Origin of the sequence: Paenibacillus sp. SYP-B3998 (assembly GCF_010820665.1) — a bacterium.
In the GTDB taxonomy this organism is placed as follows: Bacteria; Bacillota; Bacilli; order Paenibacillales; family NBRC-103111; genus Paenibacillus_E.
Map to the genome: position 1 here is coordinate 1,073,200 of NZ_JAAIKC010000001.1, position 14,117 is coordinate 1,087,316.

14 protein-coding genes, 1 tRNA gene and 3 pseudogenes are annotated in these 14,117 nt (G+C 42.7%); 7 read left to right on the top strand and 11 right to left on the bottom strand.

Features of this window, described 5'->3' with window-relative positions:
* Window positions 1–13: 13 nt before the first annotated feature.
* Complete coding sequence (locus tag GK047_RS04760) at window positions 14–610, top strand: hypothetical protein (protein WP_163941895.1); 597 nt, start codon at window positions 14–16, stop codon at window positions 608–610.
* 236 nt (window positions 611–846) lie between these two features.
* Here the strand turns inward: GK047_RS04760 and GK047_RS04765 are convergent, their stop codons facing one another.
* The 3 genes from GK047_RS04765 to GK047_RS30505 all read right to left on the bottom strand — a co-directional run bounded on the left by GK047_RS04765 (window position 847) and on the right by GK047_RS30505 (window position 1,853).
* Complete coding sequence (locus tag GK047_RS04765; protein WP_163941898.1) at window positions 847–1,128, bottom strand: hypothetical protein; 282 nt, start codon at window positions 1,126–1,128, stop codon at window positions 847–849.
* A 279-nt stretch (window positions 1,129–1,407) separates the two neighbouring features.
* Window positions 1,408–1,480: transfer RNA gene (locus tag GK047_RS04770), tRNA-Val, on the bottom strand.
* A gap of 193 nt (window positions 1,481–1,673) precedes the next feature.
* The gene (locus tag GK047_RS30505) at window positions 1,674–1,853 is read right to left on the bottom strand and encodes an NlpC/P60 family protein (RefSeq protein ID WP_163941901.1); all 180 of its coding nucleotides are present in this window, start codon (window positions 1,851–1,853) and stop codon (window positions 1,674–1,676) included.
* Between the two features lie 195 nt (window positions 1,854–2,048).
* Here GK047_RS30505 and GK047_RS04780 point away from each other — a divergent pair, with 195 nt between their 5' ends.
* A complete protein-coding gene (locus tag GK047_RS04780; protein ID WP_163941905.1) occupies window positions 2,049–2,480 on the top strand; it encodes a lectin in 432 nt (143 codons plus the stop codon).
* 355 nt (window positions 2,481–2,835) lie between these two features.
* On the opposite strand, the pseudogene GK047_RS30510 reads toward GK047_RS04780, so the two are convergent.
* From GK047_RS30510 to GK047_RS04795, 4 genes and pseudogenes are all read right to left on the bottom strand, one after another.
* Window positions 2,836–3,000: pseudogene (locus GK047_RS30510) on the bottom strand (MerR family transcriptional regulator); the annotation flags it as partial.
* A 213-nt stretch (window positions 3,001–3,213) separates the two neighbouring features.
* Window positions 3,214–4,152: an alpha/beta hydrolase gene (locus tag GK047_RS04785; protein WP_163941908.1), complete on the bottom strand. Its 939-nt coding sequence runs from the start codon at window positions 4,150–4,152 to the stop codon at window positions 3,214–3,216.
* Window positions 4,153–4,202: 50 nt separating this feature from the next.
* On the bottom strand, window positions 4,203–5,279 hold the full coding sequence (locus GK047_RS04790; RefSeq protein WP_163941911.1) for an Atu2307/SP_0267 family LLM class monooxygenase: 1,077 nt from the start codon (window positions 5,277–5,279) through the stop codon (window positions 4,203–4,205).
* Window positions 5,280–5,399: 120 nt separating this feature from the next.
* Window positions 5,400–6,069: pseudogene (locus GK047_RS04795) on the bottom strand (MFS transporter); the annotation flags it as partial.
* 396 nt (window positions 6,070–6,465) lie between these two features.
* Between GK047_RS04795 and GK047_RS04800 the strand changes: the two are divergent.
* Window positions 6,466–7,047 (top strand): TetR/AcrR family transcriptional regulator, encoded by a 582-nt coding sequence (locus tag GK047_RS04800; protein ID WP_163941915.1) that lies wholly within the window; start codon window positions 6,466–6,468, stop codon window positions 7,045–7,047.
* A 32-nt stretch (window positions 7,048–7,079) separates the two neighbouring features.
* Here GK047_RS04800 and GK047_RS04805 read toward each other — a convergent pair whose 3' ends face one another.
* A complete protein-coding gene (locus GK047_RS04805; protein WP_163941918.1) occupies window positions 7,080–7,340 on the bottom strand; it encodes a hypothetical protein in 261 nt (86 codons plus the stop codon).
* Between the two features lie 314 nt (window positions 7,341–7,654).
* On the opposite strand from GK047_RS04805, the gene GK047_RS04810 reads away from it, so the two are divergent.
* Window positions 7,655–7,852, top strand: a complete 198-nt coding sequence (locus GK047_RS04810) for a PspC domain-containing protein (RefSeq protein ID WP_163941921.1) — start codon at window positions 7,655–7,657, stop codon at window positions 7,850–7,852.
* A gap of 936 nt (window positions 7,853–8,788) precedes the next feature.
* Here the strand turns inward: GK047_RS04810 and GK047_RS04815 are convergent.
* Window positions 8,789–9,655, bottom strand: a complete 867-nt coding sequence (locus GK047_RS04815) for a sigma-70 family RNA polymerase sigma factor (protein WP_163943656.1) — start codon at window positions 9,653–9,655, stop codon at window positions 8,789–8,791.
* Between the two features lie 378 nt (window positions 9,656–10,033).
* On the opposite strand from GK047_RS04815, the gene GK047_RS04820 reads away from it, so the two are divergent.
* Together GK047_RS04820 and GK047_RS29465 are read left to right on the top strand one after the other, a co-directional pair.
* Complete coding sequence (locus GK047_RS04820) at window positions 10,034–10,675, top strand: NAD(P)H-dependent oxidoreductase (protein ID WP_163941923.1); 642 nt, start codon at window positions 10,034–10,036, stop codon at window positions 10,673–10,675.
* Between the two features lie 694 nt (window positions 10,676–11,369).
* A complete protein-coding gene (locus GK047_RS29465; protein ID WP_240343756.1) occupies window positions 11,370–11,480 on the top strand; it encodes a putative holin-like toxin in 111 nt (36 codons plus the stop codon).
* Window positions 11,481–11,910: 430 nt separating this feature from the next.
* Here the strand turns inward: GK047_RS29465 and GK047_RS04825 are convergent.
* Window positions 11,911–11,994, bottom strand: a pseudogene (locus tag GK047_RS04825) (LysR family transcriptional regulator); the annotation flags it as partial.
* Window positions 11,995–12,273: 279 nt separating this feature from the next.
* On the opposite strand from GK047_RS04825, the gene GK047_RS04830 reads away from it, so the two are divergent.
* Complete coding sequence (locus tag GK047_RS04830; protein ID WP_163941926.1) at window positions 12,274–12,858, top strand: GNAT family N-acetyltransferase; 585 nt, start codon at window positions 12,274–12,276, stop codon at window positions 12,856–12,858.
* Between the two features lie 433 nt (window positions 12,859–13,291).
* Here GK047_RS04830 and GK047_RS04835 read toward each other — a convergent pair whose 3' ends face one another.
* The gene (locus GK047_RS04835) at window positions 13,292–14,095 is read right to left on the bottom strand and encodes a DUF2935 domain-containing protein (protein WP_163941929.1); all 804 of its coding nucleotides are present in this window, start codon (window positions 14,093–14,095) and stop codon (window positions 13,292–13,294) included.
* Window positions 14,096–14,117: the final 22 nt, after the last annotated feature.

Here is a 14,117-nt window from a genome sequence, read left to right on the forward strand (position 1 = left end):
TGGAAGGATTGTGGTGAAAGAAATGTTAAGAAGGATTTGTTTGAATTTAGGTTTTATTAGTATGCTTCTCTTCTCTTTTGTACCGATTTCCTCTGCAGTGACTGAGCAAAGCAACTATGTTTCGATTGATGGTGAGAAAACTGTATCAGCCTCATCTGATGGCACGGTAAATGTACGATTGATGACTGGTGACGAAAATGGCAATGATATTCAATTAGGTTTTACCAGTGAGGCACGATTGTTAGAATACATTCAACATAACCCGCAATCAACAAAAAATGTGTCTGCTCAAGGAACAGGCGCGTGCTGCACCGATTTCTATTATGATAGCGATAAAGGTGGAGGCTATAGGTATGTAGCGGTTGGAGATGATATTCGTGATATTGGAATTAGTTGGGCAGGTTGGGACAACAGGATTAGTTCTCTAAGCACCGCCGCGACGGGGTATACTGTTCTCTGGCAATTTGAAGACTTCTCTGGGTTTGGAATTTATTTCGATAATGCTCAGTATTATAATAGAACGGTAAATTTGGGAGACTATCAGATGGAACCAGGAAGATCTTGGAATGATAAAGCGAGTTCTATTCAGGTTCGTTATTCGAGGCCTTGAATTGAAAAAGTACACACCAGATTGTATGGTGTGTACTTTAATTTATTATGTAAACATGAAACAAGGGGTACTACGGCGCTAGATAAGTTGGTGTATTTGGAGTGTGTGAAGCAGAAAGAGATTGAGCGGCTGGAAGGTTGCTGAATCCGTAGCTATTATACTCCACACGTTTATGTTGGCTTAGTGCAACTTGATGTTCTTGTTCTCTATTTTCTAGTTTCTTCATAGACGTTTTCTCAGAATTCTTCATTTTTATCAAATTGTTTTTGTCTACTTTTTTCATTATCAGTGAAATGCTTTTGTAGTTCTGGAACCAACGATGATAGTTTAGTTTCTTCAGAATCGATTTTTACTTCTAAATTGAACGTGTGCTGGTGGAGAGAGGCAAGAGACTGTCTGAAAGAAATAGCTGCATCTTTTGTGTTTTCTATTTCACTTATATTGGCTGGGAAGTAAATATTGCATACCTGGTTAAGTGCACTTTCTAATTGGCTTATAGCATGAGTCGAAAAAGACATACGAGTTTCTTTCTAGGGCACCTTTTCATATTGCTAAAGCCGGAAGAGAAATATACATTAGCAAGCTTATATTTAGAAACTGGATCGAGGGTACCCAATTCAATGTTTTACAAAACGCAACAAGCAGAGAGTAAATCTCTGCTTGTTTTTTCTAATTTCGATTTGTATCATATGTATCCGGAAGTAAATTCGTATCAAATTCGTATCATGAGAAAAACGGGTGGTTGGAATATACCTAGAAAAAGCAAAAAAACCTTGATATACAAGGCTTTTCTAGTATGACCTGTAGTGGGCTCGAACCACTGACCCCTACCCTGTCAAGATAGTGCTCTCCCAGCTGAGCTAACAAGTCTAATTTTGAAGACAATTAGTAATATATCAAGGAAAACTGGGAATGTCAACTCATTTTTATGATGTGAATGTATATTAATTCAGTATTCTTTTTGCTTCTACTAACTCATTTTCCATGGTCCTTTTAACTTGGAGATCGTTACACCTTGTCGGGCGGAATGCATGGAGCACTAAGCCAGCGCAAAGGTATAGCCCTACATGGCCAATATGGTCGAAACCAACTTTATTTTTTCTTTGTGATGCTGTGAAAAAAAGAGGTCACCTTCGCGTAACTGATCCTCGGGAATTGCGATATCTTTCTGACTTTGCTGGCGTGCATCACGCGGTAGCGCTACATGCTCTGAGGCAAATAGGTATTCATAAAAGAGGAACAATCAAATGAGTCGATCTGTCCCATCTTTGGCCCGAATACATAAAGGGTATTCAAAAATTTGAGCAAGTGATGAAATGATAGATTAAGCTTGATTTACTAGGATTTTCATAAAATTAATAACTAGAGACACCCATTAGATTACATTAAATGGTAATATGCTTAGTGTGAACGAAAATTAGGAAGGTTGTGATTATTTATGAAAAAGTTAGTTGTGTTCTTATCTGTTCTTTGTATGATGCTTACGTTTAGTGTGCCTACGTTTGCAAAAGCTGGGGAGGATCATCTCAATTATGGTGAAGGTCTTTCTAAAGGACAATCGCTAGTATCAAAAAATGGATTGTATACATTAGCGATGCAATTTGATGGGAATTTAGTATTGTACGGAAGAGGAACAGCTCTTTGGGATACTCATACTTACGGAAACCCCCATGTTACAGAGGCACGCTTGGTGTATAGTGGATATTTTGGATTGCTTGGAGACGATAGAGATTTTTATTGGACATCAAACAACCGTGATTATGTTCCAGGTATTCTTTTAGTTCTTCAAGATGATGGAAATCTAGTTCTCTACAGTAAGTATGATAGCACCTATTTTCCAGTTTGGGATACTAATACTTACATACATTAAATAAGTGAAAGATGATAAGTGTAAGCCGTTCTCATCCATGGATGGCTTTTTGTTTTTGGTAAGGTGGGGAAACAATGAATAGTGAACTATTAACTGCTCTAACTGTTCTAACCGCCAATCCGCCAATCCTATCCTCTCCGGGATCGTAGAGCTATTCATGGCCTAACTGGAGAAAGGTTTGGAGAAATACGGTGAGCTGGTAAATCTGGAGGCTGCCGCGGAGATCGGGGGCTTCATTAAGCTATTGGGAAGGAATACGCAAAAGGCCTTTTCTCGTCCTTAATCGGTTTTAACTTGGATCCAGTAGCAAAACAAGCATCTGGTTAGCATTACTTTTTTTCTCTTGAAATTCGCAAAACCCGGGAATCATTGCGAAAAGACAACGAAAATATGCCAAATGCACGTTTGTATACAGACGACGATATCCGTTTTTTGCCCGTTCTGATGAAGGAACTACTCCCCAGGTGTGCATAATTCGCTCGTCTCTAACTCCACAGCTTTGCTTGTAATCCGAGGCCAATTGCCTCAATCAGCTCAAACATGATAGTCGGGTTAACGGGAGAACTGTTTCACCTACAGGATGAGTCTCCCAGGGGCTGTTACATTCTACTGGCTAACGCTATCATAAAACGATCAGTAATAAGGTCAACTAGTAGTCTCTGGTCGACTTAATAATACAAAGGAGCTATCTCCTAGGTCGTTTCAGACCTTTGGAGACAGCTCCTTTAATTGTTTAAGGATTAAGCGCTCTCGCAATCGCGTCCACATAGCTCTTGCTGGCGCGTTGGCTCACTTCCGCTTGCGGAACGATCACTTCAAAGAGGTGGAAGCAGCCGGGATACAGACGAAATTCAACGTCTACGCCCGCTTTCGCAAGGCGCGCCACATATTCGATCGTCTCATCTCGGAACAGATCGAGCTGTCCTACGCACGTATAGGTCGGCGGCAGCCCCGCCAAGCTTTCCGCTCTCGACGGCGCCGCATGCGGGGACACCTCGCTAGCTTCGGTACGCTCGCCCAAGTACATGTTCCATGCCGCCAAATTATTCGTCCGGTTCCAGGTTGCGCTATCGCTCGTAATTTCATGGCTCGACGCCGTTATATTACGGTCGTCGATCATCGGATACAGCGGCATTTGGAAAATAAGCGCTGGCCCGCCTTTGTCGCGAGCCATCAATGCAAGCGCTGCGGTCAGGCCGCCGCCCCCGCTTGCACCGGCAATCGCGATCCGATCCAAATCGATGCCTAGCGACTCAGCTTCGTCCGCCATCCACGTCAAGCCAGCATAACAGTCATTAATGGCAGCTGGATAGGGGTGCTCGGGAGCAAGTCGATAATCGACCGATACGACGACGCATTTAGCCGCCTGTACGAAGCGTTCGCACAAAGCGTCGTCCATATCGGGGTGCCCCATCACATAGCCTCCCCCGTGAATCCACAGCATGGCCGGAAGCTTAGCGCCAGTTCGCTGGGTGGGTTCGTAAATTTTGGCCAGCATCTCGCCTGCTGCGCCCGGAATCATCCGACTTGTCGTGCATACGTGCTCTGACTTCTCAATAGGAGGATTCGACACCAAGCTCCTGCTCAACTCTAAATTTCCCTCCAGGTCAAAACTGGGGAATACTTCTAATACCGACCTTAATTCTGGCAATACCCGACTTTCAAAATCCATGCAAAATCCCTCCGATGATTGAATGTGCTTTCGATTCAATTGTGGCTTTACTAATCACAAATGAATGATGATCCTTTTCCCGTCTCAGCTTCCCACTTGGCTATTTCCTCTCGAACCCGGGGCGCTACCTCTGTCCCTAGCAGCTCAATGGCTCTCATCACATCGGCATGCGGCATAGTACTTAACGGTACGTACATCATAAAGCGTGTAACGCCTACATTTTTGCGAAGGTGAATGATCTTTTGGGCAACAGTCTCCGGATCGCCAACATACAGTGCACCTTCAAAGCTGCGCGCGGCATCGAAGCTGGAACGGTCATAATGCGCCCAGCCCCGCTCCTTGCCGAGTTTATTCATACCTGCCTGGGTAGAAGGGAAAAATGTATCTGCCGCTAGTTCAGTATTCTCTGCAATAAACCCTATCGAATGCGACCCAACCTTAAGCCGCGATTCGTCATGACCAGCGTGTGCTGCCGCTTTCTTATAGAGCTGTACGAGCGGTTCAAACTGCATCGGACTTCCACCAATTATCGCCAGCATCAGTGGCAGTCCTAGCAGACCTGCACGGATAGCAGACTCCTGATTGCCCCCGCTGCCAATCCATATCGGTAAAGGATTCTGAACGGGGCGGGGATAAACGCCCAAATGGTTAATCGCTGGCCGATGCCCGCCTTCCCAGGTTATTTTTTCGGACCCCCGTATTTTAAGGAGCAATTCCAAATGTTCTTCAAACAGCTCATCATAGTCATTCAAATCATAGCCAAACAGTGGAAAAGATTCGATAAAAGAACCCCGGCCCGCCATAATCTCCGCGCGTCCATTTGAAATGCCATCGAGCGTAGCAAAATCCTGAAAAACGCGCACCGGATCAGCTGAAGAAAGCACAGTCACTGCACTGGTCAGCCGAATCCGATTCGTCTGCGATGCAGCCGCAGACAGCACAACTGCTGGTGAAGATGCCGCATAATCCTTCCGATGATGCTCACCTACGCCAAACACATCAAGTCCCACTTGATCGGCGAGGACAATTTCCTCGACAACTTCACGCAATCGCTGTGCGTGACTTATCACTTCACCTGTGTGAACGTCTGGCTTTGTTTCTACAAACGAAGTTATACCTATCTCCACGGTCAATCTCTCCTATTCTAATAGCTTTCTCTGTTAACAGCTTTGAAAGTAAAAAAAGGTTTAACATGATATCAACAATAGGATGAAAACTAAGCCCGTCGTTCTCTGTCCGTAACCTCAATCGGCTGGCTTCCCCGCCCGTGCTGCAGCTAACGCTTCAGCCTGTGAGACCAAACGCCCCAATTGCAATGTGCGAAAGAGATAATGGCGGCGCGCTAAGTGGCAAGTACTAGTGAAGTCCACAAAATGCTGAAAGCAGTAAAAATCAGCAGAGCCAGAATAGCGCGATGCGTAATATCCGTTCTTGTGCGAACAACATAAGCACTGACCTATGCAGCTGAGGATAGGACAGTGATTTTACCTCATGCTCAAAATTTGAAAACACCCCAAATCATGCACAAATCATAAGAAGCATCAGCGCAGCAGAGACAAGATATACGGAACGCCAACCTGCAAGACCTGTTAATATTCCAGAAATAGTTCGCGCAGGAAGTATGCCAATTGCACTTGCACTTGTTACCATGCCAACTATAATCAGAGCTATCATGGATAATCGTATCTGACCGATAATCAGTCGGCACTGGTTCAGTAAATCTCCAAGCGGACCAGCAGCAACAGTTCCAATGCATAAAAGATCTGAGTGATGGAATGAGAATGCCAATGATTGAATAGTCATCAATACCGAACTCACTCGATAGATTATCGAGTAGTGGTTGTGCGAAGTAGATATTGGCAAGGCAACAGATATCCCGCAGGCAGCCGTAAACAATAGTGTCACATAGCGAGACATGGAAGAACCATGAACTGAATCAGACGTGATAGTCGTCCCCTGCGACGAATTCGCCTTTATGTAGGCATTGATTGCTACTTTTTCTTTGTACCCACCTTATCTCCATTAATTTTAAATGCTGAGCTGAATAACGTACCGATAAGTATGTTATTCAGCTCGGCAAATATAACTCATAGAAACTATTGATGTCAATAAAAATATTAGATTTACCTCGTTGTAACTTAATATATGATCTTTCCTTGTTAGGATAAACTAAACTGAATTTGACAAAATAAACGGCTAATTATAAAATAATAATATACTATTTGGTACGTAACTGGAGGCAGTTGGCAGTTACATATGATCGGAATCATTGAGTAATTAAGAAAAAATCAAGAGTAACGAGAGGTATTGATTATGGGACGAACCCGCGAATTTGACGAAGAAAAAGTATTAGATGCAGCTATGCAACTGTTTTGGGAGAAGGGATATGAAGCTACCTCATTAAGCGATTTAACTTCCAGAATGGGAATTCAACGACCCAGTATATACTCAGCCTTTGGAGACAAAAAAGAATTGTTCGAAGCCGCGCTACGCAAATACACGATGTCTCGTGCTTCTCATGTCCGAACCAGACTTCAAAACAATCCATCTGTAAAAGAAGCATTTCGCACTTTTTTTGAAGATGTGGTTGCTGAGGAATATACAGAAAGTCGCAGCCGAGGATGCTTTTGCATCAATACAATGGTCGAACTTGCGCCTCATGATGAGAAATTTGAAATTCTTACAAGGGAACATCAAATGTACCTGTCGGTCATATTTCAAGAAACCATTGAACGAGGTATACAATCAGGTGAGCTCGAGACCGGTGTAAACGCGAAGGCTTTATCACAGGCGCTAATCGTATCGTTAATTGGACTAACCGTAATAATGAAATCTCGTCCAAAGCGATCATTTGTTGATAATACGATAAAAGTGATACTTACATTGCTTAAGTAATTCGGAATGAGTTCTTGTTTATCTAACAAAATTCAAGTTTTTATTATCAGATAATCTAATAACTTTATTTTTATATAACTGTGACTTGGCTTCAAAAATTTCTCTATTCCTTTCAAAATCCCGTATTCCATGAATACATCATTTTTAACTCCATGTTGATCGTCTAGTTCTTTGAGTGTCCCACCGCCAACTAATTCATCTTGTTCCCAAACACTCCAAAATGTAATTTTTGGTTTCTTCAGTCCCTCAAAATTTAAAGCATGCATACTTTCTTGCGGAGATTGTTGTGCCATACTCTGAAAATGTTCCCCTATTAATGCAACCACTTTGGATCCAGTTTAAATTATTAATTTTAATATCCATATAATATCAATTCACAGTCTCTATTTTTAATCACTAGTATATGTGCCTGTTAACGTACATCGATGTTTATTCTTTTAAAAGAACCTGATTTCTGTCCCTAAGTAGTGGAACTTCCCCGACTTTAGTACAGCTTCCAAAACCGCCATAGGTCCGTTTTCGAATTTCTTCACGGAAGCTACAATAAAGACATGAGAACGAACTGAGTGCTAATAAAATGCTTGATATTTGAGAGGAGAATCATTGTATGAACAAATTATTCAGATCCACAAAAGAAAGTAAATTAACCGGCCTTTGCGGAGGGATCGCAGAATGGCTGGGACTTAATCCAACCATCATTCGCCTCGTGTTTGTTGTTGCCGCTTTGTGCAGCTTTGGAACCGTCACGCTGCTCTACCTTATCGGTAGTATCCTAGTACCGAAAATGCCTTATAGCCACTATTAATGGAAAGCTAACCTTTCAACCTCTTTCATCTGAAAGAGAGAGGGGGGAATCGTGATGTCTCAAAAAATATAATACGGGGCCGACAAACTCGTTGACTCCGTTGTTTCTGTTTCTTTATTAAATGGATTTGCGTTTACCGATGTAATGCTAATGTTTCCCAGTGTGAATTCAACTTAAGTCAAATGTGGTTCAATGGGTGTTTGCCGATTTGTTCGGATTCTTAATCGCTCATGAAATTCTGCCATTCAAAGGTTATATTGGCGCGGCTCTTAGTAATGATTAAGGGACTCTTTAGAATATGAGGGGGGTCTAGTAAGCACGACGGAAATCGATAAAATTTGTCCGGTTTGAACCTATGGTTCCGATGGGCAGCTACAACAAAGGAAAGTTCATGAAAACTTTCGACTTTCAGATGGGTACGTTCCGATTATGCTGATCGCCATCGGGAGGCGGCGAAGCCCGGACATCCAACGACAGGGCTGCCATTGAAAACGTGACGTTCGTTAACGAAATACCCAAGGCCTAAGAAAATGCAAAAGACCTTCGAGTACCCGCCCTAAGCGGCGCTCCTCGAAGGTCTTTTAACGTCAAAGGGTCGTCTTGCAACAAGAAATGCTCAACTTCTGAGCTCGAATAGAATTCCAAATTGCGCTTATTGATTGAGCTAACGGATATGTAAGCACAGTAATCCAAATGGCGGTATTAGATTAGACCTTTCCAATTTAGAGGTAACTAAAAAAAGAGAATGCTAAAAGAGTACTTGGCCAAGCAATCAGAGAAATTAAAGCTAAGCAGCTTACGTAGTGGGTGATTGCGCATGTACATGAGACGGTTCTGCCTCCGAAACACGCGGCGACTCTTAAAAAACTACAAGAGAATCAAGTGGAGCAAATCTCGCTGCCGCTAGAAGGGTTCTATTCCCTTGCTCTTTAGGGATCAATCACCCAACACCGCTAGGTCGAGCTGGCGTATGCGTGAGGGGGCGGAGATCAAGTCGATCTCGGTGATCTTCCCGTGCCTCATTGTAAATTCGATTACGTAGAGCAGTCTTCCGCGAGGAGCCACGATGACTCCTACTGATCCGTTTACGAGGGCTGACTGCGCAGCCTGTGCTCGACCCGAAATTTGCTTGGCCAGAGCTTTTGCGCCTCGAGTTACCCTTAAAGCTCCTGTCTGGCGATCGTCCCGAACCACAACGTCCGGATCGAGCGCAGCTACCAGCATATCGAAATCGCCGGCGTGCGCTGCAGTAAGGAAGGCTTCGACAAGTTCGCGTTGACGAGCAAGATCGGCTTTAGACGCCGTCCCCGCCCCCTGCACCCGGCGGCGTGCCCGGCTCGCAAGTTGTCTGGCTGCGGTCTCGGATTTCCCCACAATAGGGGCAATCTCGGTGAATGGCATGGCGAATATATCGTGTAGCACGAACGTGATGCGTTCTGCAGGATTCAGATTGCCGAGCACGACCAGCAGCGCGAGACCGACAGAATCAGCCAGCAGTGCTTCTTGTTCGGGGTCGCTTCTATCCTCATGGCTCACGAACGCCTCGGGCAAGTGTGTTTCTATCGATTCCTCGCGTCTTGATTTTCGTGACCGCAGCATATCGAGGCACACCCGCGAAACAACTGTGGTCAGCCATCCTCCCAGGTTCTCGACAACGCTCGTATCCGAACGGCTAAGACGCAGCCAAGACTCTTGTACCGCGTCCTCCGCCTCGCTCACTGATCCAAGCATTCGATAAGCGACCGCCTGCAAGTGATTCCGGTGCGCTTCGAATTTCTCCGCCAAACATTCATGTATGCTCATCATTTAAATTCCTTCTTAATATAGAATTAGCCTTCATAAGTACTGACGAACGAAATCCAGCCGATGTGACAAGATGCCAAACATTCGTTGATTTTCCCGCTTTTCTTGCAGACCTGTCACATTCCAATGGTTCGATCCGTCATCGTAGTGAAGGCCGAATGATCGTCTCCGATTAGGAAAATGAAGGAGTGTTTCCCGTGTAATCAAGAATGAATAGTCCCGCTTTGATCGTACAATTGCTATTTTTGAATAAACGAATGAATTCAGTAGGGAAGCCGACTTGCTTTAAGGGAGCAATCGGCAGGGGCGAAAATTTTCGGTAGCCTTCGCCCTCCAGTTTTTTTGCTTTCCAAAAAAAATGAAGGTGGTAATTTAATTATGGCAACAGTATTATATATCACAGCAAATCCGCACGATCATGAAACATCTTATAGCATGGCAGTAGGAAAAGAATTTGTACAGGCTTACCGCTCCATAAATCCGAATGATGAAGTTGTTCATCTTGATCTATACAAAATGGATATTCCGCAACTTGATGCCGATATTTTTAGCGGTTGGGGCAAACTAAGAGCAGGCACTACTTTTGAAGAATTGACTGATGCAGAGAAAACAAAAGTAAGTCGTCTCGGTGAACTGGTAGATCAATTTGTTGCTGCAGATAAATATGTATTTGTCAGTCCGACATGGAATTATTCATATCCACCGGTTATGAAAGCATACATCGACTCCATCTGCGTTGCAGGCAAAACTTTTAAATATATTCCGGATAAAGGTCGAGTTGGCTTGCTGAGTAATAAAAAAGCGGTTCACATTCAAGCAAGCGGAAGCGTATTGTCTCCAGGCTCAGCTTTTGCAGATTTTGAAATGGGTCATCGCCACCTTGATGGCATTATGGAGTTCTTAGGAGTTCCTAGCTTTGAAGGCATCTTTGTTGAAGGTATGGCCGCGGCTCCCGACCAAGCGCCAGCGATTAAAGAAAAGGCGATCCAACAAGCGCGCGAAGTTGCCCGGAGCTTCTAAAAACTCCACCCATTGCGCCATCTCCCATGACTTTCGTCGTAATCTATAGGCTCAACGAAAGCGAAAGTCATTTTATCAAGTTTAATTTAGCGGGGTTTTGGGGTCCCGTGCCAGCAGGCCTGCCGATAAATCAATGTGGTTTGTAAATACTGTGATTGGTATAACCAGGGCTCATACGTTTGTCAGTTTTTCAGGAACTTATCGTTTAATTTAATGCGGTTGCATTTTCTTCATAACCTCTCGCATATGCTGGTGGTAAAAAACTCCCCGGCGCCTTGGCCGAAGTACACTCACTCATAATAGTTTGTCAGCGAAACGTCATTGGAGAAATCCAGAGGCGTTTTTTTGTTTCTACCAGAAATCCGAAACACTTACATGGTAACCTTTTTTTCTTAAATAGCTTATCACTGTCAAGATGGTATCCTCGTATGGTTCATAATCATGATCATTACATAAACGAGTTGCAGTGTTCTTGTTAACTGGCAGCTCCCCTTGTGTGAGCCCCTTTTTATCCATCCATTTCCCTAACTTAGTCCTTTGTTTTCCTAAATTCAAAAAACACACATCCCCTCAATACTTAGAGGATGGACAATCTATGAAAAAATTATACAGTAATATAAAAAACCATGGGAAAATTGTACGAGCATTTAACATATCCATGTAATATGTCAAGCAATCAGGAGGGATTGTCTTCATGGAGGTAAAGGATATGATGCTAATATTCATCGGCTCAGGTACGCTGCTTATCGCTATGCTGGCTTTGGTTGTAAATATAATCATTGCATTGAACAATAAACGAAAATAGCTCTTAATACAGTGCAAAGTGAAGTATAGGGACTGGTATAAGTGAGGTCTCATGCGGCTACCAGCCTTTAAGAAATTTATGTTTGAGTGATTTAGGAAAGGTCTCCCCTTGTGTGTTTTGGAAGCCCAAGCATTCATATCGCCTTGTGCCAGTCGTGTAGCTCAAACAAAACGATTGCGGAGGTAGTGGATTTGAAACGAAGTAAATGCGATAATATCTTAACAGGATGGAGGAATAAAGGTGGAAAACTCGAATAAAGTGGTATCAATATCGTGCAAAGATTGTGGTGCCGATGGTTATATTGAAAACATTGCTCCAGGAGATGTATCCTATTGCCCCAAATGTGGGAATCAAAATATTGAAGTGCTTGATACGAAGAGGTCGCTCTAATGAGCGGCTTTTTTTATGCCGATGATTGCCAACAAAGCAGCTTGTGCGTGAGCTTCACGCCGAGTTCTTCCTCCAGACTTTGGATTTGTTGACTCAAGGGAGGCTGGGTCATGTTCAGTTTTTTAAGTCCATAGACACCATTATCCTTCATATTATTGTAGTGACCTTGTCGATCCTCTATTTGCGTGTTCTGGGAGTAACCATTTCGACAAAAGGGATTAAAGTCCTCTTTGTCAATAGCTAAGGCCTTTTTGCCCACTAATGGGTTGAGGGCCTTTTTCATTTTATTACTCATATAATAAACGTTTAGAACCCATTACCTTTATTTTCAAATTTTTATATTGAAGAAAATATAAAATACTGGTAATCTTAATGGAAATATTTTTATAGGGGGGTTGTTAGGATGAGTATTAAAGTAACCGATCCGATCTTATATTCGATACCAGAGAGCTTTGAAAGCAAACGTTTGCTCATACGAGCCCCTTTATGGAATGATGGTGTAACAGTAAACGAGGCAATAATAGAGAGTATTGAAGAATTACGTTTATGGATGCCGTGGGCCCGGAATATTCCTACAATTGATGAGTCTGAATTAAGGATACGTCAATCTAGACTACAATTCTTGGATCGTACCGATCTAAGGTTACTTCTTTTTAAGAAGGAAACAGGTCAATTAATTGGTAGCAGCGGTTTACATCGCATTGATTGGCAATCACGCAAATTTGAAATTGGTTATTGGGTGCGTACATCTTGTGGCAATCAAGGATATATTACTGAAGCAGTAGAAGCTATTACAAACTATGCTGTAAATGACCTGCAAGCTAATCGTATTGAAATCCGATGTGATGCTCGTAATGCACGAAGTGCACGAGTTGCCGAACGCCTCGGATTCACTTTAGAAGGAATTCTTCGAAATGAAACGTGTGATGAAGATGGTTCACTGAGAGATACTATGGTATTTGCAAAAGTTCGAGGTGTGGAGTTTTAATATTGAATGAGAAAATACAAATAACCGCCCTCATCAGGCGGCTATTTGTGCTATCTTTATTCGAATCGATTGTCTTATAATTCACGCTACATTTATGGTATGATTTTTTTTACCTAGAGTTTTTGGGAACTCTAGTACTGGCTTAACAGGATTTGGTTCATAATATATCATTCTGCTTTGCTCGAATATTTCCCTGATTTCATTGATCACGTGAATCTTTGGGGATGCTAGTATTTACAGTAACATAGTCGGAACGGTACATATTATAAGCGATCGGAGAACTCCAATTATTGTCCTACCTAATCATGATTTTTTTGGGGAATATTTAGAATGGTTATAAAGAGGCATAAAAGTAGCGACTATACGTGCAGCCCTCACTGACCTTTTACGGTTGGCGAGGGCTTTAATTGAATATTGATGTTAGTTTTGTTTTTTAACCAGTGACCTCTTTTCCGGTTAAGCTGGCTTCAAAAAGGTCAATGATGTGGAGAAATCTTTCAGCCTCACGAAATACATGGTCAGCAAGTAAGGGGTGAATGATGCTCTTAATACGGCAAGCTTCAATTAAATCCCTTGCTGTTTTCTTGAAATCGCGCAGAGACACGACAGAAACACGATTTTGATCAAGGAATTGGTCGAGAAGTGGTTGTGTTTGGGATTGAGGACGCATCCCGCTTAGATCAATGGCTTGAAAAAGTAGTTGGTCAAAATCTTGGCTAAAATTTCGTGCCTGCTCAACTAATTGTCGTTCTGACGGATCAAGAAGATGTCCGATGAACTTCGCATGGTCAGCCATTATTCGCAAAAAGAATACATTTTCATCAATAATCGCATCGGGCAGTGGTTCTAATCTGCCTGTATTTAATTCCTCTAATCGATTTCTGAAATAATTTGCCTCTCGACTTGTATGGTCTACTAACAAAGGAAAGTTGTTTCCACCAGGAAGTTTACATTGAATGATGAGACCTAAAATCTTTCTTTTAAAAACCCAAATGTGAGACACAGCGGAGTGAACTTCCATGTTAAAGTGTTTGATTTGTTCAGGATCAGTTGTATCAGTAAATGAGTGGGATTTCGCTTCTATTTGTTCAAATATACGATAAAATTGATTTGCCTCTTGGATTAATTGAGTATCCTCACATCGAAATCCCAACTTTAGAAATAAAGAATGCTCTTTCATAATTCGCGACCAGAATCGTATCTCATCCAATGAACGCTTGACAAACTCATTTGGCAATTCGGACACACTCCTCGAAATT

Excerpts from the sequence above, each read along its gene's own strand:
- GK047_RS04765 (WP_163941898.1), bottom strand. The coding sequence starts at position 1,128 with ATGTCTTTTTCGACTCATGCTATAAGCCAATTAGAAAGTGCACTTAAC.
- GK047_RS04780 (WP_163941905.1), top strand. The coding sequence starts at position 2,049 with ATGAAAAAGTTAGTTGTGTTCTTATCTGTTCTTTGTATGATGCTTACG.
- GK047_RS04785 (WP_163941908.1), bottom strand. The coding sequence starts at position 4,152 with ATGGATTTTGAAAGTCGGGTATTGCCAGAATTAAGGTCGGTATTAGAA.
- GK047_RS04800 (WP_163941915.1), top strand. The coding sequence starts at position 6,466 with ATGGGACGAACCCGCGAATTTGACGAAGAAAAAGTATTAGATGCAGCT.
- GK047_RS04805 (WP_163941918.1), bottom strand. The coding sequence starts at position 7,340 with ATGGCACAACAATCTCCGCAAGAAAGTATGCATGCTTTAAATTTTGAG.
- GK047_RS04810 (WP_163941921.1), top strand. The coding sequence starts at position 7,655 with ATGAACAAATTATTCAGATCCACAAAAGAAAGTAAATTAACCGGCCTT.
- GK047_RS04815 (WP_163943656.1), bottom strand. The coding sequence starts at position 9,655 with ATGAGCATACATGAATGTTTGGCGGAGAAATTCGAAGCGCACCGGAAT.
- GK047_RS04820 (WP_163941923.1), top strand. The coding sequence starts at position 10,034 with ATGGCAACAGTATTATATATCACAGCAAATCCGCACGATCATGAAACA.
- GK047_RS29465 (WP_240343756.1), top strand. The coding sequence starts at position 11,370 with ATGGAGGTAAAGGATATGATGCTAATATTCATCGGCTCAGGTACGCTG.
- GK047_RS04830 (WP_163941926.1), top strand. The coding sequence starts at position 12,274 with ATGAGTATTAAAGTAACCGATCCGATCTTATATTCGATACCAGAGAGC.